The organism is Brevundimonas sp., from assembly GCF_036676055.1.
Lineage (GTDB): Bacteria > Pseudomonadota > Alphaproteobacteria > Caulobacterales > Caulobacteraceae > Brevundimonas.
The window spans coordinates 1-20,535 of the sequence record NZ_JAKFDS010000045.1; the positions used below are offsets into that span (position 1 = coordinate 1).

The 20,535-nt window shown below is 69.4% G+C and carries 21 protein-coding genes, 1 tRNA gene and 1 pseudogene; 17 read left to right on the forward strand and 6 right to left on the reverse strand.

Annotated elements, in window-relative coordinates; translation table 11 throughout:
* The 8 genes and pseudogenes from V6M45_RS07445 to V6M45_RS07480 form a co-directional block, all read left to right on the forward strand.
* Positions 1 to 132 (forward strand): annotated as a pseudogene (locus tag V6M45_RS07445) (YbaB/EbfC family nucleoid-associated protein); the annotation flags it as partial.
* Between the two features lies 1 nt (position 133).
* Positions 134 to 736 carry a recombination mediator RecR gene (gene recR / locus V6M45_RS07450; protein ID WP_332655128.1) on the forward strand — a complete coding sequence of 201 codons (603 nt, stop codon included), beginning with the start codon at positions 134 to 136 and terminating at the stop codon, positions 734 to 736.
* A 238-nt stretch (positions 737 to 974) separates the two neighbouring features.
* Positions 975 to 2,237 carry a DNA recombination protein RmuC gene (locus tag V6M45_RS07455; protein WP_332655129.1) on the forward strand — a complete coding sequence of 421 codons (1,263 nt, stop codon included), beginning with the start codon at positions 975 to 977 and terminating at the stop codon, positions 2,235 to 2,237.
* Between the two features lie 66 nt (positions 2,238 to 2,303).
* Positions 2,304 to 2,750: a hypothetical protein gene (locus tag V6M45_RS07460; RefSeq protein WP_332655130.1), complete on the forward strand. Its 447-nt coding sequence runs from the start codon at positions 2,304 to 2,306 to the stop codon at positions 2,748 to 2,750.
* A gap of 10 nt (positions 2,751 to 2,760) precedes the next feature.
* Positions 2,761 to 2,952, forward strand: coding sequence for a helix-turn-helix transcriptional regulator (locus tag V6M45_RS07465; protein ID WP_332655131.1), 192 nt, complete (start codon positions 2,761 to 2,763; stop codon positions 2,950 to 2,952).
* A 39-nt stretch (positions 2,953 to 2,991) separates the two neighbouring features.
* Complete coding sequence (locus V6M45_RS07470; protein WP_332655133.1) at positions 2,992 to 3,972, forward strand: TraB/GumN family protein; 981 nt, start codon at positions 2,992 to 2,994, stop codon at positions 3,970 to 3,972.
* 85 nt (positions 3,973 to 4,057) lie between these two features.
* Positions 4,058 to 4,132: transfer RNA gene (locus V6M45_RS07475), tRNA-Gly, on the forward strand.
* Positions 4,133 to 4,242: 110 nt separating this feature from the next.
* Positions 4,243 to 6,288: a TonB-dependent receptor plug domain-containing protein gene (locus V6M45_RS07480; protein ID WP_332655135.1), complete on the forward strand. Its 2,046-nt coding sequence runs from the start codon at positions 4,243 to 4,245 to the stop codon at positions 6,286 to 6,288.
* A gap of 96 nt (positions 6,289 to 6,384) precedes the next feature.
* Here the strand turns inward: V6M45_RS07480 and V6M45_RS07485 are convergent, their stop codons facing one another.
* Entirely contained in the window at positions 6,385 to 8,154 is a 1,770-nt protein-coding gene (locus V6M45_RS07485; protein WP_332655137.1) for a peptide MFS transporter, read from the reverse strand.
* Positions 8,155 to 8,412: 258 nt separating this feature from the next.
* Between V6M45_RS07485 and V6M45_RS07490 the strand changes: the two genes are divergently transcribed.
* From V6M45_RS07490 to V6M45_RS07520, 7 genes are all read left to right on the forward strand, one after another.
* Entirely contained in the window at positions 8,413 to 9,477 is a 1,065-nt protein-coding gene (locus V6M45_RS07490) for an isoaspartyl peptidase/L-asparaginase family protein (protein ID WP_442880558.1), read from the forward strand.
* Positions 9,474 to 9,845: a cupin domain-containing protein gene (locus tag V6M45_RS07495; protein WP_332655141.1), complete on the forward strand. Its 372-nt coding sequence runs from the start codon at positions 9,474 to 9,476 to the stop codon at positions 9,843 to 9,845. Before V6M45_RS07490 ends, V6M45_RS07495 begins: the two co-directional genes overlap by 4 nt.
* The gene (locus V6M45_RS07500) at positions 9,842 to 10,363 is read left to right on the forward strand and encodes a methyltransferase family protein (protein WP_332655143.1); all 522 of its coding nucleotides are present in this window, start codon (positions 9,842 to 9,844) and stop codon (positions 10,361 to 10,363) included. The genes V6M45_RS07495 and V6M45_RS07500 overlap by 4 nt, the downstream gene beginning before the upstream one ends.
* On the forward strand, positions 10,354 to 10,638 hold the full coding sequence (locus tag V6M45_RS07505) for a hypothetical protein (protein WP_332655145.1): 285 nt from the start codon (positions 10,354 to 10,356) through the stop codon (positions 10,636 to 10,638). Before V6M45_RS07500 ends, V6M45_RS07505 begins: the two co-directional genes overlap by 10 nt.
* A gap of 97 nt (positions 10,639 to 10,735) precedes the next feature.
* On the forward strand, positions 10,736 to 11,455 hold the full coding sequence (locus V6M45_RS07510; RefSeq protein WP_332655147.1) for a hypothetical protein: 720 nt from the start codon (positions 10,736 to 10,738) through the stop codon (positions 11,453 to 11,455).
* A 45-nt stretch (positions 11,456 to 11,500) separates the two neighbouring features.
* On the forward strand, positions 11,501 to 12,508 hold the full coding sequence (locus V6M45_RS07515; RefSeq protein ID WP_332655149.1) for a fumarylacetoacetate hydrolase family protein: 1,008 nt from the start codon (positions 11,501 to 11,503) through the stop codon (positions 12,506 to 12,508).
* Between the two features lie 76 nt (positions 12,509 to 12,584).
* Positions 12,585 to 13,433, forward strand: coding sequence for a hypothetical protein (locus V6M45_RS07520; RefSeq protein ID WP_332655151.1), 849 nt, complete (start codon positions 12,585 to 12,587; stop codon positions 13,431 to 13,433).
* 24 nt (positions 13,434 to 13,457) lie between these two features.
* On the opposite strand, the gene V6M45_RS07525 is transcribed toward V6M45_RS07520, so the two are convergent.
* On the reverse strand, positions 13,458 to 14,498 hold the full coding sequence (locus V6M45_RS07525) for a S41 family peptidase (RefSeq protein WP_332655153.1): 1,041 nt from the start codon (positions 14,496 to 14,498) through the stop codon (positions 13,458 to 13,460).
* Between the two features lie 111 nt (positions 14,499 to 14,609).
* Here V6M45_RS07525 and V6M45_RS07530 point away from each other — a divergent pair, with 111 nt between their 5' ends.
* The gene (locus tag V6M45_RS07530; RefSeq protein ID WP_332655155.1) at positions 14,610 to 15,140 is read left to right on the forward strand and encodes a DUF1453 domain-containing protein; all 531 of its coding nucleotides are present in this window, start codon (positions 14,610 to 14,612) and stop codon (positions 15,138 to 15,140) included.
* 146 nt (positions 15,141 to 15,286) lie between these two features.
* A complete protein-coding gene (locus V6M45_RS07535) occupies positions 15,287 to 15,718 on the forward strand; it encodes a hypothetical protein (protein WP_332655157.1) in 432 nt (143 codons plus the stop codon).
* A 28-nt stretch (positions 15,719 to 15,746) separates the two neighbouring features.
* On the opposite strand, the gene V6M45_RS07540 is transcribed toward V6M45_RS07535, so the two are convergent.
* The 4 genes from V6M45_RS07540 to V6M45_RS07555 all read right to left on the reverse strand — a co-directional run.
* On the reverse strand, positions 15,747 to 16,649 hold the full coding sequence (locus V6M45_RS07540; protein WP_332655159.1) for a hypothetical protein: 903 nt from the start codon (positions 16,647 to 16,649) through the stop codon (positions 15,747 to 15,749).
* A gap of 16 nt (positions 16,650 to 16,665) precedes the next feature.
* Positions 16,666 to 19,299, reverse strand: coding sequence for a hypothetical protein (locus tag V6M45_RS07545; protein ID WP_332655161.1), 2,634 nt, complete (start codon positions 19,297 to 19,299; stop codon positions 16,666 to 16,668).
* Positions 19,296 to 20,147, reverse strand: a complete 852-nt coding sequence (locus V6M45_RS07550) for a hypothetical protein (protein ID WP_332655163.1) — start codon at positions 20,145 to 20,147, stop codon at positions 19,296 to 19,298. The genes V6M45_RS07545 and V6M45_RS07550 overlap by 4 nt, the downstream gene beginning before the upstream one ends.
* A 177-nt stretch (positions 20,148 to 20,324) precedes the next feature.
* On the reverse strand, positions 20,325 to 20,535 hold a 211-nt coding region (locus V6M45_RS07555), incomplete at its 5' end, for a hypothetical protein (protein ID WP_332655165.1).

Sequence of the window (20,535 nt, forward strand, 5' to 3'; positions counted from 1 at the left end):
CTCGCCGACCTGATCGTCGCCGCCCACGCCGACGCCAAGCGCAAGCTGGACGAGGTGAACTCCGCCCTGATGCGCGAGGCCGCGGGCCCGATGGCCGGGATGAACATCCCCGGCATGCCCAAGCTGTTCTGACTTGGCCGCCTCGGCCGGACCCGAGATCGAACGGCTGATCTCGCTTCTCGCGAAGCTGCCCGGCCTCGGCCCCCGCTCGGCCCGACGCGCCGCCCTCGCCCTGCTGAAGAAACGCGACCAGCTGCTGGTCCCCCTCGCCGCCTCCCTGCAGGAGACCGCCGACAAGGTGACCTCGTGCAGCGTCTGCGGCGCGCCCGACACCCGCGACCCCTGCTCGATCTGTTCCGACCGCGCCCGCGACAACGGCCTGATCTGCGTGGTCGAGGAGGCCGGCGCCCTTTGGGCCATGGAGCGCTCGGGCGCCTTCCGCGGCAAATACCACGTCCTCGGCGGCCTGCTGTCCGCCCTCGACGGCGTCGGCCCCGACGCCCTGCGCGTCGCCGAACTCGTCGGCCGGGTCCGCGGCGGCGAAGCGAAGGAGGTCGTCCTCGCCCTCCCCGCCACCGTCGACGGCCAGACCACCGCCCACTACATCGCCGAACGCCTCGCCGGCTCGGGCGTCGAGATCACCTCCCTCGCCCGCGGCGTCCCCGTCGGCGGCGAGCTCGACTGGCTCGACGACGGCACCATCATCCAGGCCCTGCGCCAGCGCCGGCCGGCGTAGTCAGCGCCGGCTCCTTGTCCTCCCGGACGCCGCAAGGCGGCGAGCCGGGACGCCTACGTCCGATTCTGACGCAGGCCGGATTTAGGCTGGGGCGTGGACGGCCATCCGGCTCTCCGATGCGGTGAGGACGATATGGACGGTTCGGACGGTTCGAACGGTGTTTTCGGCTTTTACCCGGGTATAATCCCACCTCATGCCGCCATGGCGGCGCCCGGCGACTCCCGGTAAGGAACGGAGCATGAACGCTTCGCTCGTCGCCTTTTTCGCCGCCTCCGTGGTCGCCGTCCTCGCCCTCGCCTGGGCCCTGATGGAGCGCCGCCGCGCCGCCGCCGCCGAGACCCGGGCGTGGGAGCTGCGCGAACGCCACGCCGAGACCGAGGCGCGCATGCGCCTGTTCGAAGACCAGGCTGCAACCTCCGCCGAACTGCTGCGCGCCCAGGCCGCCCAGTCGGCCAACACCGTCGCCGAGGAGCTGCTCAAGCGCACCGATGAGACCTTCCGCACCCGCGAGCTGATGTCGCAGCAGCGGATGGAGGCCCAGCTCAAGCCGGTGGCCGAGACCCTGGCCAAATTCCAGGAACACGTCGCCGCGCTGGAAAAGGTCCGCGCCGAGGAGACCGGGGGCCTCAAGGAACAACTCGCCCTGCTGATGACCGCCTCCACCGCCACCCGCGACGAGGCCCGCCGCCTGACCGAAGCGCTGAAGGGCAACACCGGTCGGCGCGGCCGTTGGGGCGAACAGACCTGCCGCAACGTGCTCGAGGCCGCCGGCATGGCCGGCCGCTTCGACTTTACCGAACAGACCTCGACCGCCGACGACCAGGGCCGCCAGCAGCGCCCTGACTTCGTCGTCCGCATGCCCGGCGGCGGCATGTTCGTGATCGACGCCAAGGTGCCGCTGGCCTTCCCCGACGCCGCCGACGGCGACGAGGAGGCCCAGAGCCGGGCGGCCTCCCTGCGCACCGCCGCCAGCATGAAAAACCACGTCCGCCAGCTGTCGTCCAAGGCCTATCAGGACCAGTTCAAACCCAGCCCGGACGTCGTCGTCATGTTCGTGCCGGGCGAGTCCTTCCTCTCGGCCGCGCTGGACCACGAGCCGGACCTGATCACCCAGGCCATGGACGCCCGGGTGCTGATCGCCACCCCCACCACCCTGTTCGCCCTGTGCAAGGCGGTCGCCTACGGCTGGCGCGCCGAGGAACAGTCGCGCAACGCCGAGCAGGTCGCGAAACTCGGCAAGGAGCTCTACAAACGCCTGTCGGTGATGGGAGCCCACGCCGCCGATGTCGGCGTGTCGCTCGGCCGGGCAGTCGACCGGTATAATAAGTTCGTCGGCTCGCTGGAGAGCCAGGTCATGGTCTCGGCCCGGCGCTTCGAGGACCTCCACGTCGACCATGAGGGCAAGGACCTGCCGGAACTGCCGCCGGTCGAGGGGTCGCCCCGCTCCCTGTCCCGTCCCGAGCTGATCGCCGCGCCGTCCTCCGACATCGCGGCGGAATGACAAGGCTGCTTGACACGCCCCTGACCTGATGTAAAACGTCCTTGTCATCACGGCAAGGAGGCCTTCATGGGCGGCACGACCAAACCGAAACGTCCCCTCGGCCTCGGCGCCTATGTTCTCGTCCTCGTCGGGGTCGGGCTGGTCGGCGGTCTCGCCGGCGGCCTGCAGGGCCTGATCAGCGACCACGCCGGCCCCTATGGCGCCGCGGCGACCATCGCCCTGATGGCGGTCACCCTGGCCGTCGCCCTCGCCGCCTGCGTCTGGTGGTGGCGCGGCATCGACGAGGCCGCCCGCGAGGCCCACAAATGGGCGTGGTGGTGGGGCGGCTCGGGCGGCATGGCCGTCGGAGCCCTCGTGCTGCTCAGCGTCGCAGCCAACGAAGACGCCTCGTCCGCCGCGGCCATGGACCTGAGCGCGGGAGAGCTGCTCCTCGGCGGCATGTGGATCATCCTGATGTTCCAGCTGGCCGGCTACGCCGTCGCCTGGGCGGCCTGGTGGCTCAAGCACCGCTAGGAGCGACCGCATGAACAACCGTCTCAAGGTGCTGCGCGCCGAGCGCAACTGGAGCCAGGCCGATCTGGCCGAGCGGCTCGGCGTCTCGCGCCAGACCGTCAACGCGCTGGAGACCGGCCGCTACGACCCCTCCCTGCCCCTCGCCTTCCGCATCGCCCGCGTCTTCGACCAGCCGATCGAAGCCATCTTCATCGCCGAATGACGCCGCGATTCACCCAACTTCTCCCGCTACGGACCTGACATGACCTTCAAGAAGCGCCTCAAGAACACCGTCGCCGCCTTCGGCCGCCTGACCCTCGGCGCCGCCCTCGGCCTCGGCCTGGCCGCCGCCGTCATCTCCCCCGTCCACGCCCAGGCGGTGACGCCGCCGGTCGCCGGGGCGGCGCCCGCGATCCGCGCCATCCCGCCCGCCGAGGGCCAGGGCCCCGCCCTGTGGGTGATCCGTGACGCCGACTCGACCCTCTATCTGTTCGGCACCGTCCACCTGCTCCGCCCGACCACGGCCTGGGGCGCCGCGCGCATCGACGCCGCCTTCGACAGCGCCGACAGGGTGATCCTCGAAATCTCCAACCCCGACGACCAGGCCGCCCTGCTCCCCCTGATCCAGCAGCACGCCCTGTCGCCGGCCACGCCGCTGTCCAGCCTTCTCACCGCTGAGGAGATTTCGGCGCTCGACACGGCCGCGAAGACCATGGGGCTCAACGCCGCCCAGATGGATCCCTTCCGCCCGTGGTTCGCGGCCCTGACCCTGTCCGTCGCCCCGCTGGCCAAGGCGGGCTACGATCCGGCCTCCGGCGTCGAACTGATCCTCAAGGCGCGCGCCGAAGCCGCCGGCAAGCCGATCACCGGCTTCGAGACCGTCGACGAGCAGATCCGCATCCTCGCCGGCTTCCCCGAAGCCGACCAGCTCGCCTTCCTGCGCAGCACCCTCGAGGATTTCGAGACCGCCACCACCGATCTGGACAAGCTGGTCGAGGCCTGGGCCGCGGGCGACGTCAAGGCCATCGAGGCCCTCGGCGTCCAGCCGATGCGCGAAAGCAGCGAGGAACTCTACCAGGCCCTGCTGGTCCGGCGAAACACCAACTGGGCCGACCAGATCCAGACCCTGCTCGCCGGCTCCGGGACCGCCTTCATCGCCGTCGGGGCCGCCCACCTGGCCGGCGACGACAGCGTCCAGGAAATCCTCGAACGCCGCGGCGTCGACGTCGAGGTCGCGCCCTGACACGGAACAAGGCCCGGCCGCCGCGCCGGGCCTTTTCTTTTGCCGCCGCGAAGCTATGGTCCGCCTCCGATCGGCGATCCCGGTCGCGGCCGTAGTTCAGAGGTAGAACGTCAGCTTCCCAAGCTGAATGTCGCGGGTTCGATTCCCGCCGGCCGCTCCAGGGGACACCCCCGCGCCGCAAGCCTTTCGGCGAATTAATCCACCTGTCCCGGTTGTAACTGGAGCCCTCCCCTGGTCGCAGGCACCGTCCGCGCACTTGGAGAGGGACCTATGAAGAAGACCATCTGGCTGGCCGCCGCCGCCCTGTCCGCCCTGGCCGTTCCGGCCATGGCGCAGACGCCGCCCACCCCGTCGCCACCCCCCGACAGCGCCGTCCAGCAGGGCGTGCTGGTGTTCGAGCCCGCCTTCTTCGCCGACTCCCGGCCCGACACCGCCCTGGACATGATCGCCCGCCTGCCCGGCTTCGGCCTCGACACTGGCGACAGCGGCACGCGCGGCTTCGCCGGCGCCGCCGGCAACGTCCTGATCGACGGGGACCGCCCCTCGTCCAAGAGCGACAGTCTCGACCAGGTCCTGCGCCGCATCTCCGCCGACAGCGTCGAACGCATCGAACTGATCCGCGGCGGCGCGCCCGGCATCGACATGCAAGGGCTCTCGGTCATCGCCAACGTTGTCCTGCGCCGCACCGTCACGGTCGAGCGGGTGCTCGAGTTCAACAGCTATCTCTACCCCGACGGCTACATCGGCCCGATCCTCGCCGGTCAGTATTCCCGGCGCGAGGGCGACACCTCCATCGAGGGTTCGATCAGCGCCACGACCGATCGCACCGACGGCACCGGCGACGGCTTCCGCCGCCGCTACGATCCCTCGGGCGCCCTGATCCAGGATGCCGACCTGGTGCTCTGGGACCGCTTTCGCAATGTCCGCGCGACGGGCGCGATCCAACGGCCCTTCGCCGGCGGCAAGCTGCGCGTGAACGGGTTGGTGGGCTGGTTCGGCAGCGAGAGCGCGCAGGACCTGCTGATCCGTTCCGGGCCCGGCCTCGACAGCTTCAACGACGAGGAGTCGGACTCGATCAACGGCGAGCTGGGCGTCAACTGGACCCGCGACCTGTCGCCCCGGCTTGGCCTCGAACTGGTCGGCCTGCAGCGCTACGGGACCGAGGACTATGTCGGCGTCTCCGAAAGCGGCGCCGACACCTCCACCTTCACCTCGGATGGCAGCCGCGGCGAGTCCATCGGCCGGGCCGTGCTGCGTTTCCGCCCGAACGACCGCTGGGCCTTCGAGGGCGGCGGCGAGGTCGCCTACAACTTCCTCGACAGCGCCACGGCCTTCGAGGAGAACGGCGTCGCCATTCCCCTGCCTTCCTCCTCCGTCAAGGTGGAGGAGCTGCGTGGCGAGGTGTTCGGTCAGGCGACCTGGCGGCCCGGCCCGAAATGGACTGTGGAGGCCGGCCTGCGGGTCGAGGTGTCGGAGATCAGCCAGTCGGGCGACAGCGACCTGACCAAGTCCTTCGTCTATCCCAAGCCCCGGCTCCAGCTGACCTGGACGCCGTGGGAGGGCCACCAGTTCCGCTTCCGCGCCGAGCGGCAGGTAGGCCAGCTCGACTTCGGCGATTTCGTCGCCTCGGCCGACATCGACATCGGCCAGGTCGAGGGCGGCAACCCTGATCTCGAACCCGACAAGACCACCCTGCTGGAAGCCGTCTACGAACGGCGCTTCTGGGGCGAGGGCGTGCTGGAGCTGTCGGTGCAGCACGGCGAGGTCGAGGATGTGGTCGACCTGATCCCCCTGACCGGCGGCTTCGACGGCGTCGGCAACATCGGCGACGGCTCGTTCGACCAGTACCAGGTCCGCCTGACCCTGCCGATGGACAGACTGGGCATTCCCAACGCCCGGCTCCAGGCTCGTGGCAGCTGGGTGCACACCGAGGTCACCGATCCCCTGACCGGCGAGAGCCGCCGCTTCCAGGGCAACCAGGCCTTCGGCTGCGGCGTCAACTTCAACCACGATCTGCAGGGCGGGAAATATTCGTACGGCTTCGACCACGGCTGCAATGTCGACAAGGGGCGAGCCTTCCGTGTCCGTGAGGTCCGCGCCTTCTACAACGAGCCGTTCGTGACCCTGTACGGCCAGTGGAAACCGTCGTCCGACACCACCATCCGTCTGGATATCGGCAACGCCACGGACCGGGCGAAGGGCTACGACCGCGACATCTACGCCGGCCCGCGCGACGTCTCGCCCGTCGCCTTCCGCGAGGTTCGCCGCACCTGGATGAGCCCGTGGCTGTTCGTGCAGATAAGAAAGACCTTCTGAAGAAGGCGAGTCCCCCAGACTGATGGCGCGCCCAGCCCGACGCGCAAAAAAGGGCGGAGCCGTGAGGCCCCGCCCTTCTCTTCTTGCAGCGGTGGCTCAGTGGATCCCGGCCATGCCCTTCTTGAGCAGCGGCGACAGGACCAGCAGCAGCACCCCGACCCCGACGCCGGTCCAGCCGATGGTTCCGAAGATGGAGCCATAGGTTTCCAGCGCCAGCTGCGGGTTGGTGACCACGCCGGCGACCGTTCCCGTCGCCGTCGCTTGGGCGATCAGGCCGGCGGCGATGTGCGCCACCGAGCTGGACAGGAACCAGACCCCCATCATCAGACCGACCACGCGATCCACCGACAGTTTGGTGATCATCGACAGGCCGACGGGCGACAGACACAGCTCGCCGATCGTGTGCAGGAAGTAGGTGAAGAACAGGAACAGCAGCGGCACGCGGAAATCGACATTGGCCGCATTGGCCGCCGCCCACGCCAGAAGCAGGAAGCCCGCTCCCACGAACACCAGACCGAACGAGAACTTCACAGGCGTGGAGGGCTCGCGGTTGCGCTTGCCCAGCCAGACCCACAGGGCGGCGACGATCGGGCCGCCGATTACGATGATGCCCGGGTTGAACATCTGGGTCATGGCCGCATTGAACCAGCTCGGCATTTCCGTGGACTGGTCGGCGAACAGGGTCAGGGACGAGCCCGCCTGTTCGAACAGGGCCCAGAACAGGACCGAGAAGAAGATCAGCACCAGGGCGACCAGCATGCGCGACCGCTCGCTGCCCCTGAGCTTGATCAGGGTGTAGCCGATCACGGAGATGAAGATCACGCCGGCCAGCCACGGCAGGGCCGTTTCGATCAGCGAGTGCCGCTGCATCAACAGCCAAACCGGCAGGACGGCGACCAGGCCGCCGATCCAGAAGATAATCTCGAACGGCAGGCCCAGCACGCTGCGCCGCTTCAGCACCTCAGGCCGGGGCGGAGCGCCGCGACCCTCGAGCCAGGACTGGCCGAGAATGAAGGTGATCAGGCCAAGGGCCATGCCGATGCCGGCCAGGCCGAAGCCATAGGCCCAGCCGTACTGGATCCCGAGGTAGGAACAGGCGGCGGTGGCGAGGAAGGAGCCGAGATTGATGCCGACGTAGAAGATGGTGAAACCGCCGTCCCGACGCGGATCGTTTTCCTCATAGAGGTGCCCGACCACGGTCGAGATATTGGCTTTCAGGAAACCGACGCCGACGATGATCAGCGACAGGGCGAGGAACAGGATCGGCTCGCCGCCCATGTCCCGCTCGGTGCGCAGCGTGTATTCGCCCGGGCCGACGGAGGCGGGGAAGCCCGCCGCCGCGGCCGCAGCCGGGGCCGCAGCCGTCGCCGGATCCAGCGCGCCGGCCGGAGCCGCACCCGTGGTCGCTTCCGTGACGGCGACGGCGCCGGCGTCCGCCGCATTGGCCGCCGAAGGTTCCGCGCCGACGGTCGAGACGCCCTCGGGCGTGATGGCGACCTGGACCCGCTGATCGCCGTTCACGGCGAAGATCTGGCGGTTCTGGTCGCGGCCTTCGACCTCGAGCCGGTATTCGGTGCCGCCGACCGTCAGGTACTCACGCGCCCCGGTGCCTTCGAAAGCCATGGTGAAGTGTCCGGCGACCAGCAGCACGGCGCCGATGATCACGGCCTTGCGCGATCCCAGATATTTGTCAGCCAGCAGCCCCCCGACCACCGGCATCAGATAGACCAGCGCGGCGTAGGCGGCGTAGATGCCCTGCGCCTCGGCCGGTCCGAAAAGGAAATGTTGTGTGAGGTAGAGCACCAGAAGGGCGCGCATGCCGTAGTAGGAGAACCGCTCCCACATCTCGGTGAAGAACAGGATCACCAGCCCTCGCGGGTGTCCCAGAAACGTCTTGCGGGGCCCCGATGTAAGCGCCCCTCCTGCGTCCGTCGTACTCAACGGCTCACTCCCTGATTGCTGCGCCCCACCTGACGCGCGGCCCCATAAGCAGCACGGCAGGCAAGACCGGACAAGGGTTAAGGGTAAATTGAACGTCAGGCGGCGGATCGGATTCGGGCTCAGAGGGTGATCCGGCTGCGGTCCGGCCTTGAGTTGAGGGCGCTCATGGCCGACGCTGCGGCCATGACCATGACCCGCCTGCTGCCCTTCGCCGCCGCCCTCGCTCTGTTCGGAGGCCCCGCCGCGGCCCAGGACTCCGCCTCCTGGTCCTTCGCCATCCATGGCGGGGCCGGGGTCATCGAGCGCGACAGCCTGACCGCCGAACAGGACGCCGCCTATCGCGCCGCCCTGCACAGGGCGCTGGAGGCGGGGTCCGCCGTGCTGGCGGGTGGCGGCTCCGCCCTCGACGCCGTCCAGGCGGCGATCCAGATCATGGAGGACGATCCCCTGTTCAACGCCGGACGCGGCGCGGTCTTCACCGCCGCCGGCCGCAACGAGCTCGATTCGGCGATCATGAACGGCGCCGACCGAACCGCCGGCGCCGTCGCCGGCCTGACGACCACCCGCCACCCCATCGCCGCCGCTCGCGCGGTGATGGAACAGTCGCCTCACGTCATGCTGATCGGCGAAGGCGCCGATACGTTCGCCGCCTCGGTCGGGCTGGAGCAGGTCGACCCCGCCTTCTTCTTCACCGAGCGCCGCTGGCGCGGACTGGAGAGCGCCCTGCGCCAGCAGAACCTGCCGATCCCCGCCCGCCCCGCCGGCGCCCCGTCGCCGCAGGCCGCCAACGACCTGCCCCAGCCGCCCCTGAACGAGCGGAAATTCGGCACCGTCGGCGCGGTGGCCCTCGACAGCCAGGGCCGCCTCGCCGCCGGCACCTCGACCGGCGGCATGACCGCCAAGCGCTGGGGCCGGGTCGGCGACGTGCCGGTCATCGGCGCCGGCACCTACGCCTCCAACGCCGACGGCTGCGCCGTCTCGGCCACCGGTTCGGGCGAGTATTTCATCCGCGCCACCGTGGCCCGGGACATCTGCCACCGCACCGCCGCCGGCGCTGATGCGCAGGCCGCCGCCGAGGCCGAGATCGCCGACGTCGGCTCGATCGGCGGCGACGGCGGCGTCATCGTCATGGGCCTGGGCGGAACCCCCGCCTTCGCCATGAACACCTCCGGCATGTACCGTGGCGCCGTATCCGCCGACGCGCCCGCCCGCGTGGCCATCTACAGCGACGAGGACCTGCGCCCATGAGCACCGGGACGACGATCGACCTGACCGAAAAGTTCGCGGCCTTCTCCGACCACTGGCGCCCGCGGGTGGCCGCGCAGCTGAACGGTCAGGACGTGCGGCTGGTCAAGGTCGAGGGCGTCTTCCCATGGCACAGCCACGCCGACGCCGAAGAGATGTTTCTGGTCTGGAAGGGCCGGTTCCGGGTCGAGTTCCGCGACCGGATCGAGACGCTCGGCCCCGGCCAGTTCATCGTCGTCCCTCGCGGCGTCGAACACCGGACCGCGGCGGACGACGAGGCTGAGGTGCTGATCTTCGAACCCTCGGAGGTGATCAACACCGGCGACGCCGCCACCTCTGAATTCACTGCGCCCCAGGGCCAGACCATATGACCACCGCCCGCGACACCCCCGGCGTCATCGCCCCGCCGCCGCTGATCTATCTGGGCTTCATCCTGCTGGGCTGGGGCTTGACCGAGCTCGCCGCCCGGCCGGAGGTCGTGGCCGCGATCGGCGCCGACCTGAGCCGCTGGCTGACCCTCGGCTTCGGGCTGGAGACCCCGGTCCGGCGCGGGATCGCCCTGGTCCTGATCGTCGGCGGCCTGGTCCTGGACGGCGCCGCCGCCGGCTATTTCCACCGCCTCGGCACCCCGCCCGAGCCGTGGAAGCCGACCACCGCCCTCGCTGTCGGCGGCCTCTATCGCTTCACCCGCAACCCCATCTACCTGGGATTCGCCATCACCTTCGCCGGTCTCGCCGTCGCCATGGACAGGGTCCTCATCCTGCTCCTGCTGATCCCCTGCCTGTTCGTCATCGACCGCTTCGTGATCCAGCGCGAGGAACGCTACCTGTCCGCCAAATTCGGCGCCGACTATGCGGCCTACCGCGCACGGGTGCGGCGATGGCTGTAGCGCCCGACCCGCGCCCCGATCCCCGGGACGAGCTCTCCCTGATGGCCATGGAGGAGCTGGACGCCGCCTGCGCCCTCGCCTGGCCCGAGATCAAGGCCATCACCCCCTGGGGCGACAGTTTCACCGGTTTCGCCCCCTCGGGCCGCGAGGTCGAGATCGAGCGCCGCTATCTGTGGGCCCATGAGCCGGAGGGATCCGTCTCCGTCGAGGTCGAGGTCCGCGACGTCGGCGCCCGCACCGGGGCCGAGGCCAAGGCCCTGATCACCCCGAACTGACGACCATCCGGGGTCATTAACCTTTACCGTTGCCAAGCTGAGCCGTCGGGGCAAGATGCGCCGTCCGCGCAAGGCGGTCGCTGCAGCGGGGAGCCGCATGTCCTACGGCGACGATTTCGCCACGGTCGATACGGCCGGCGCTCCTCTCGACCCGACGATCATGATCGGCGCCGACCCCTTCTTCTGGGGCGCGGTCCTGCTGGCCCTGCTGGTCGCGGCGCTGATCGGCTGGCTGATCGGAGCCCGCTCACATTCAGGGCGGACCGACGCCGCGCACGCCATCTGGGAGGCGATCGACGCCGCCGCCAAGGCCGCGATGAAGGCCGACACCGAGGCCCTGCCGGCTCACGCGTCGGAGCTGCAGCGGGTGCTGCGCGCCCGGCTCGGCAAGACCCTGGCCTTCGGCGGCGATCTCACCAAACGCGTCAAGGCGCTCGACACGGCCCTGAAGGGCGAGGTCGAGGACAAGGGCCACCCTCATGTCGGGTCCGCGCCCGCCCCCGACACGGGCCACAGTCATAACGAGCGCGACGCGGGCGAATCCGGCCACGCCGCCGCCTCCTCCAACGCCGCCAGCGTCACCATCGTCTCGGTCCACGGCCTCGCGGCCCCGACCCATCCGCACCCGCCGGAACACGTCAAGCGACCGATGACGACGAAGGAGCGCAACGACGCCCTGCGGCTCGCCGCCGCCGACTTCAACGACTACTGGCGTCACCGATCGGCCCGCGAGGGCGAGATGCGCGCCATCGTCTCCGAACTCTGCGATCCGGGCCCGCGCAGCCCGCGTTCCGGCCAAGGGGGCGGGCATCACTGACCGAGACGGTTTCCCCCGCCACCGAAACCCCCTAAGCCTTGAGCCATGAAACTCGCCTCGCTCAAGCACGGCCGCGACGGCCGCCTCGTCCTCGTCTCCAGCGACCTCGCCTGGTTCACCGACGCCTTCCTGATCGCGCCCACGCTGCAGGCGGCGCTGGACGACTGGGACCGGGTCGAGCCCCATCTGCGGGCCCTGTCCGAAAGCCTCGAACATGGCGGCGTGCCGCGCGGCCGCTTCCACGAGCGCGAGGCCGCCTCCCCCCTGCCCCGCGCCTATCAGTGGGCCGACGGCTCGGCCTATGTGAACCACGTCGCCCTCGTGCGGCAGGCGCGCGGCGCCGAAATGCCCGACAGCTTCTGGACCGACCCGCTGATGTACCAGGGCGGCTCCGACGGCTTCCTCGCCCCCCGCGATCCGATCCCGCTCGCTGACGAAAGCTGGGGCTGCGACCTCGAGGCCGAGGTCGTGGTGGTCACCGGCGACGTGCCCCAGGGCGTCAGCCGTGAGGAGGCCCTGTCGCACATCCGCCTCGTCGGTCTCGTCAATGACGTCTCGCTGCGCAACCTGATCCCGGCCGAACTGGCCAAGGGCTTCGGCTTCGTCCAGTCGAAGCCCGCCTCGGCCCTGTCGCCGGTGTTCGTCACCCCGCGCGCCCTCGGCGACCGCTGGCAGGACGGCAAGCTGAAGGGCCAGCTCAACGTCCAGCTCAATGGTCAGGACTTCGGCAAGGCCGACGCCGGGACCGACATGACCTTCGACTTCGGGACCCTGATCGCGCACCTCGCGAAGACCCGGAACCTATGCGCCGGGACCATCATCGGCTCCGGCACCGTCTCCAACCGCGACGCCGATGGCGGACCCGGCAAGCCGGTCAGCGAGGGCGGCCTCGGCTATTCCTGCATCGCCGAGGTCCGCACCGTCGAGACCATCCTGCGCGGCAAGCCGGAGACGCCCTTCCTCAGGCACGGCGACACCGTCCGCATCGAGATGTTCGACGACCAGCACCACACCATCTTCGGCGCCATCGAGCAGACCGTCGCGCCCGTCTAGGGGATCGCGCCTTCATTTCCGACGGCGGGCGGGCTAGGCTCGCGGTCCGGGAAGTTTTGAGGGATCGAACGTGGGGTTGAGCAAGATCGGTCTGGCGGCGCTGCTTGTCGCGAATCTGGCGAGCTCGGGGCCGGCGGTCGCGCAGGACGAAGGCGACTGGGATTTTGGCGAGGATCGCTCGCGTGATCTGTCGATCGCGGCGGTGAGCTTTGAAAATTTCGGCGTCGCGGTCCGCTGCATGTCAGGCAGACTCAGCGTGGTCATGTCCGGCCTTCCCACGGCCTCGGGTCAGCGCACGATCCAGTACCGCATGGGCGAGGCGCCCGGGGCGAACACCACCTGGGTTTCCGGGAAGGACAGCAATACCGCCTTCGCCATCTGGCCGCGGTCCGTCGCGACCGGCATGAGCCGCGGCGGGCGGCTGTCCATGGGCGTGCCCGATGGCGAAACGATCCGCCGCTACGCCGTCGATCTTCCCCCGTCGACGGACGCGATCGCTCGCGTCTTTCGGGCCTGCGGCCATGAACTGAGCCCGCCCGGCGAGGATACGGCGCCCGCGGGCGAGAATTTCGCCGGACTGGTCTGGCGCAAGAGCCCCGAGATCAACTTCCCCGACCGCGCCCGGTACGAGACCGGCATGGCGGCCATCCTCTGCGAGGTTCGACGGGACGGCCGTTTGCAGGACTGCACGGTCGAGAGCGAGTTCCCTGAAGGCAGCGGTTTCGGACGCGCCGCCACCCTCGGCGCGCACCAGTCCGCCCAGGTGGCTCCGGCCGGCGGCTCCGACGGCGGCATGGAAGGCCGGCGCATCTCCTTCGTGACACGGTACTCGACCTACGACGCCCTGCTGACGCCGCCGCCGAGTCGGCTGCCCGACCGCGACGAAGTCTACAATCCGGCGCCCGATCCCGAGGACGACGAGTAGCGGCGTCCCGAGCCCGTCAGCGCGTCAGGCCCTGACCCGCCGCAACGCCTCCTCCAGCGCCCGGTCCGCCGCGACGGCCACGTCCGGCTGCACTCCGACGCCCTCCCAGTTGGTCCCGGTCTCCGGATGCCGCGCCTCGCCGATCGGCATGATGATCGTGAACCACGGTCCCAGGTCCATGGCGATCGAAGGATTGGCCCCACCGCCGGTGACCTCGCCGATGACCATGGCGCGCCCTGTCGCCTGCAGGGCGTAGGCCACCGCCTCGGCCGCCGAGAAGGTCCCGCCCGAGGTCAGCACATAGACCGGTGCGGTCGGAAACGCCGGGGTCGCGACGGCGTCGGCATATCGTTCCTGCACGTCGCGCGAGCCGTCCTGCACGCAGCCTTCGGGGTCCGCGGGGTCGGGCGCACAGCGGCGCATCTGAATATCCTCCAGCCGCATCGGCGCCGCGCCCAGATGGCCCATCAGTCGCTTCAGCGCCGCCTCGCCGCCCCCGCCGTTCCGACGCACATCGATGATAAGCGCCTTCGACCCGGCCAGTTTCGCCAGCGCCGCATCGATCGCCGCGCCCGCGTCCGGATGGCCGCTGAAATAGGCCAGGTCCAGATAGCCGATGCCGCCCGCCAGCACCTTCGCCTCGCGCACGCCCCAGCCGTTCCTCGCCTCCCCGGCGGCCATCTGCTCCAGGGTCGGCTCCGGCCCCTCGGCGGCGACCTCGTCGCGGCTGCGCGGTTCGATCCACACCTGTAGATGCCTGTCGCCCGATGCGGCCAGCAGGTCCGCGTTGATCGCCTGGCGGAACGCCTCTGGATCGGTCAGCGTCCTATAGGCTTCGCGCCGCGCCGCCAGCCGCGCCCGGATCGCCGGCGTCCGCTCCGCCATCACATAGTGGGCCAGCCGCCGGTCCAGCGTGTCCAGCGCCCGCTCGCGATGGGCCGCGGTGATCGCCGCATGCGGGTTCGACGCCTCCGCGCCGGGCTCCTGCGCCAGCACCGCCGCCGGTCCCTGGCACGACAGCGCCAGCGCCCCCAGGGCGGCCGTCATCAGATGTCTCAGCTTCATCGTCGTCTCCTTGTCGGATCAGGAGGCGGCGAAGGCGCTTTACGGATGCGGCGCGACGGTTAAGCTTTCGACAGGTTCGCGCCCGTTCCGGGGCGGCCGGGGGACGCCGCCATGACGACCGAACAGCTGATCCCGCTCATCGTCATCGCCATCGTCCTGCCGCTCGTGCTGCTGCGCAACCGCCGTCCCCGCACCCTGAACCTGCGATGGATGTGGGTCGTGCCCGCCCTCGTCGTGGTGCTGATCGGCTTCGGCCTCTGGGCCACGATCACCTTCGACCCGGCCCAGGCGCCCTTCCGCCCGATCGACTTCGCCGTTCTCGCCGCCGGCCTGGCGCTCGGCGTCGCCGCCGGCTGGCAGCGGGGCAGGATGGTGGTGATCCACAAGGATCCCGACGGCGCGCTCAAGGCCCAGGCCTCTCCGCTCGGCCTGATCCTGATCGTCGTCCTGCTGCTCGGTCGCCAGGGCTTGCGCGCGGTGCTCGAACCGCACGCCGCCGACTGGGGCCTGAACATCCTCGCCGTGCAGGACGCCTTCATGCTGCTGGCCGTCGGTCTCGTCGTGGCGCAACGCCTCGAGATCTATATCCGCGCCCGCCGCATCCTCGCGGGCAAGCCCGACGCCCACCTCGAGGCGCCCTGAAGATCCCGGTCCGCCTGTTCAGGGTCTGCTAAGCCTGTCTGGTATCGGCTCGCTAATCCTGTCTGCTTACGCGCCGCTAAGCGTAACCGCTGGTGGGAGTTTAAGACCTCGCCGCTACGGTCCACTGGTAAATACACAGGTGGCCCATGACACGTCTCCAAGCGACCAAGCGGCTTCTCTCCATCGTCGGCGCGGCCACGGTGCTCGTCGCCGGGAGCGCAGCGGCCCAGCCCGGATCCGGCCAGGCCAGCGGAACCTACCGGCTCCGTGCGACCGTTCCGGTCGCCTGCTGGGTCCGCCCGTCGAGCACGGTTCTGGCCAGCGCCGGACTCGCCGGCAGCGTGGTGGAAGCCTGCAACAGTCCCGGAGGCTTCACCGTCTCGGCCAGCTATCGTCCGCTGAAGTCGAACGAGACGGCCAGCCTCAACTACGGCGGCCGCCTCATCAATCTCACCCCTTCGGGCGAACAGGAGCTGCGTCGCTCCAACATGGCGACCATCCGCACCGTCGACTACCGGTTCGAGGAAGTCGAACTGGACGAGCCGCTGATCCTGTCGCTCGTCATCCAGCCGATCTAGAGGCTCCGGAGCCTCGCTCCGGACGCCCCTAGAGGGCGGCGATGGTGAAGGTCAGGACGTCCGAATACTCGCCGGCCCGGCGACCGCTGACCTCGCCGACATTGACCGACAGCGGATAGTCGTCGGCGCGCGGGCGGTGCGAGACCACGTCGAAATCGTCGCCCTGGACCAGGTTCATCGTGTTCGGCCCGATGGCGAGGCCGTAGTCGACGTACCATTCGCTGACGCCCAGACGCAGGCGGCCGCGGTTCGAGGACTGCACCGACACCCGATATCCGCCCGTGCTCAGCACGAACAGCGAGGTGCCGAGCGACCGGGGGCCTTCGGTCAGCTCGCCCAGATCGATCCGGGCCACGCCGTTGATCCGCTGGAACTCGCCCTTGAGGCCCATGACGGCGGCGGGAATGACGTTGACGGCGAGGGTGACAGGCCGCTCGGCGATGGGTGAGCCGTCGTTCGCCTCCACAGCGAGGAAGGCGGTCTGGGCGTAGACGCCGGCGCCCAGCGCGGCCTCGGTGTCGACGGCGAAGGTGAACCGCACCAGTTCGCGCTCGCCGGCGGCCACATTGACGGGTCGGCCGTTCGGCCGGGGCGTGCTCCGGCCTGTCCGCGGGGTGCTGTCGCTGCCGCCGCGTTCGTCAATCAGGACATAGGCGACGCGCTGGTCGTCTCCCGGTCGGCTCAGGCCGTATTCGTCGCCGTGAAGATCGATCTCCAGCTTGCCGATGCACCGGCTGTCCCCGAGATTGACCAGGGCGACGTCGAACTGCCGCTGGAGCCCGTCGCCGGCGAACGGATCGTGCTGGATCAGCCACTGGTCCTGGGCGGGTTGAATGGACAGATTGCAGTCCGCGCGCGCGGCTCCCGCCCCGAAGGCGGTAGCGGCCAGCAGGGCTCCGAAGCCGGCGATCAATGTGTTCCGCGAATACATGGGGAGACCCTCTGTCCTATTCATCGACGACGTCGACCGGAACCACGACCGTCGCCAGATCCAGCAAACCGTCGCTGTCTGCGGGGACCGTGAACTCGAAACCTTGCGCCGGGCTGGTGAACAATTCCACTCGATAACGCTTCCCGGGCTCGAGCTTCTGAACGGCGAAACGCCCAACCGAGTTGGTGAAGAAGAGTTCGGGCGCGGCGTCGGGATCGTCCAGCGAGCGGACCCGTCCGGAGACCAGGGCCAGCGGCTTGCCGCCGTTTCCGTGGATCCGTCCCAGGGCGCTGACGAAGGCGGCGCTGCCGACCTCGATGGCGTAGCCGCTGCGATAGGTGGGCCGCACCCTCAGGACGCCGTCGCCGACATCGTAGCCGGCCGGGGCGTTCATGGCGTCGTAGCGCACCGACTGGTTCACATAGGAAGCCAGGGTGTTCGACAGCGCCGGACCAAAGGCCCCGCTCCGCGCGGTGTAGCGTCCGCCCTCAAGGCTCTCGCCGACGATCACCGGGCTGCCGCGCAGGCTTTCGTGCGGATAGACGATGGCGAAGCTGTCGCTGATGTTGCGCCCGATCGCCCACCGGCCGCCGGTGGTGGCGATGGAAGACCCGACCCGCAGGCTGGTCACCTGCTCTTCGGTGATGTTGCTGAAGTCGCGACCGAAGCTGACATGCGACAGGGTCGCGTCGAACCGGTTGGAGGAGTAGTCGATCTGTCCGGAGACCGTGCCGCTGCCGTCGTCATAGGTCGTGCCAATGGCGTAGCCGAAGCTGTCGACGCGGTTCTCGGGCGACTGCTGGAAGCGGACGCTGCCGGAGTTGCGCGCCGAGGCGTAACGCGCCTCCCCCCGTTGATCGTAGCGCGGCGTCCAGATCAGGGCGACCGTGGCTCCGAAGCCGTCTCCGGCCCCGCCGCTGAACGGGCTGCTGCGTTCGAAATCGGTGTATTCGACGCCCAGCTGGGCGCTCCATTCGGGGGTGAAGCGATAGGTCGTCGAGGCGTTGATGCTGTAGGAATCGCCCCGCACGCCGTCGCGGCTCTTGCGGTAGGAGCCGCTGATATTGGCGACCCAGTCGATGTTCAGACGGCGCGAGTAACCGCCGCTGACCGACCATGAGGTCGGGTTGTTGCCGAAGCGGTTGCCCAGGGTGGCGAAATCCTCGGACACATATTCGGCGACCACGGTCCAGCTGTCGGCCAGCCCGTCCCGTTCGACGATGTGGTCATAGCTGATCGCCGCGGCATAGCCGGAGCCGACGTCCTGGCTGTGACTGCCGGACAGGTCCAGCTGGATGCGCGAGCCGTTGTCGAGGATGAGTTGCGACTGACCGGTGGCGGTCTGGACGAACTCCGAGGCCTGCAGCCCGAGGCCCAGCGCCGGCTTGTTGATGAACGCCTTGCGCCAGTAGCCGGTGAAGGCCAGGTCGCCCCCGGAATAGTCCGGCGAGCCGAAGAAACCGTTGTTGGTGACGCCGAGATAGGCGCCGTACTCATAGTCGCCGGGCTCCAGATCGATGCTGTCCAGATAGGCGCTGTAGCTGACCTGTTCGAGCGTCCCCGACTCGCCCTGGATCTCCAGCTGGATGTCGTTGCTGCCGGTGTCGAGCGGCAGGTTGCTGAGATCGTACTGGCCGGGATCGAGCCGGAACTCCCGCACGAAGACGCCGTTGCGCAGCACGCGGACGGTGGCTTCCTCCTGCAGCACCAGCTGGCGGGCGCCGGCCAGGACATTGTTGCGGAAGGGCTCGAACCGGCGGCGTTGCCGGGCCACGCCCAGACCGCCCAGCTCCACGAAGCCCTGACGGCCACGGGTCTCTGGATCGAGGTCGCCGAGATACCAGCGGCGATACTCTTCGGGCTGATCGAACACGAAGCGGGCGTAGCGTCGCTCGACCTCATAGTCGCCGGTGAAGCGGTCCTCGCGGCCCTGGACGTCCGCCTCGAAAACGAGGGACTTGTAGCGGATCGCGCCGTTCAGGAAGACGCTCGGGGTGTCGATGTCCCCGCTGGAGCCACGGCGCTGAACGGCCAGATTGGTGTTCAGATAGGCGCTGAAGTCCTCGGGCGGCTGCTCGGGCTCGTCGGGACGCCCCCTCTGGAACAGGAGTTCGGGCAACCGTCGGGTCGGATCAATCCGCAGCACCAGCACCGCCAACTGTTCCGGATCGTAGTCCAGCTGGATGCCGGTGGCGTTGATCTCTTCCGGCGCGAAGGATTCGACCCCTTCCAGCGAGGCGGCGAGATCGGCCTGCGCCTCCTCCGTCAGCAACGGACGGATCAGGACCTGGAAGCCCTCGCTGTCCACGATGAAGCGGTCGTCGCGGGTCAGGAGCACCGGCAGTTCGCCGAGGACCCGGCGATTGAAATTCAGCGGCACGGTGATCGCGATGTCGCGATCATAGGGATTGATGTTGGGCCGCGTCGGCGGCGGAGGCTCCTGGCCGGCGACATCCTCCGCCGGCGGATCCTGCGGCGCGCCGTCGGCGACGAACAGCGCCGCGGCCCGGTCGGCCGCCGTCGTGGACGCCGCGGACAGGCTGTCGAGCAGACCCCTGACGGCGGAGCCGGCGCGCGCGTCGTCGAAGGGCGCCGCCGACATCAGGGCGGCGAGGCCTGCGGTGAGAAATAGCCCCCCCCGGGATTTCATCGTGTGAACCGGACGGAGATGGGTTTCGAGGGATCCAGCTGGACGCCGGTCGGAATCTTGAAGGTCCGGCGGCCGCCGGCGGGCGCGAGGTAACCGACGCCGACGGTCTCGGCGACCTCCTGGCCTCCCATCACCATGGTGAAGGGCTGACCGGAAATGTCGGTGCCTGAGACGTTCCAGGTCGCGCCGCTCATCAGGGCGTAGCGCTTGCCGGTGTTGGTGAGAACGATCTCCAGGCCGGGCTGCGGCGGCGGCGCGACCGGCGCGGCGCCCTGGGTCAGGCTGGGATCGATTTCGGGGGTCGGCGGCGTGACCATGGCCGGGGTGGCGGACACCACCTGGACGTTCGGCTGGGCGCCCGGAGGGGCGACGACGATCAGCGACTTCATGGTGTAGAGCACTGAGACGGACACGGCGCCGCCGGTCTCCGTCGGCGTGTCATCGGTGGCGACCGGGAGTTGCCGGACCCACAGATAGTAGGCGCGCGACACGTCGATCTCGGGATCGCCCACCCATTGCACACGGACGACCTGACGGCCGCCGACCGGCACGACGCCCTGGGGCGGAAACACGAGGAAATTCTCGTCGGCGGGCGTCTCGACCAGTTCACCGTTCTCGTCGAATTCGATCCGGGTGATGCGGGTCTCGAAGGGCAGGGCCGCGGACCCGATATTGCCGACCTCGATCCGGGCGGTGGATCCGGCGCCGGTCGTGGTCAGCTCGGAGACCATCGGGGCGACCCGCATGGCCCAGGCCGCCGCGGTCATCAACGACAGTCCGGCGAAGGCCGCGAGGGCCCCCATGCTCCAGCGCGCCAGGCGACGACGAAGCGATCGTGCTTCAGACATGGCTTACTCTCCGGGCCGACCAGGTCGGCGAACAATTCATTGGGCGGTTCCAGATCGGGACCGCGGGGTCGATACGAGCGAAGCTTGCAAGAACCGCACCGCGCTTCTTGCGGTTGAGAAAGCAAAAACGGGGGAGGCGACGCCTCCCCCGTTCGTGAGGCGATTGCGACTGCGGCCTTAGAGGGCCGAGATGGTCACGCCGAAGGTGCCGGCGTAGGAGCCGGCGACGAGGGCCTTGGCGGGAACCGGGATGACCACGTCGAGCGACATGGCCGACTTCCAGGCGCCGTGCTGGCGCGAGTTCTGGTCGGCCGTGGTGGCCACGACCAGGGTCTGGTTGCTGCCCGGGGTGGCGCCGCCGGCGACCGGACCGGCGACGTAGCGGGCG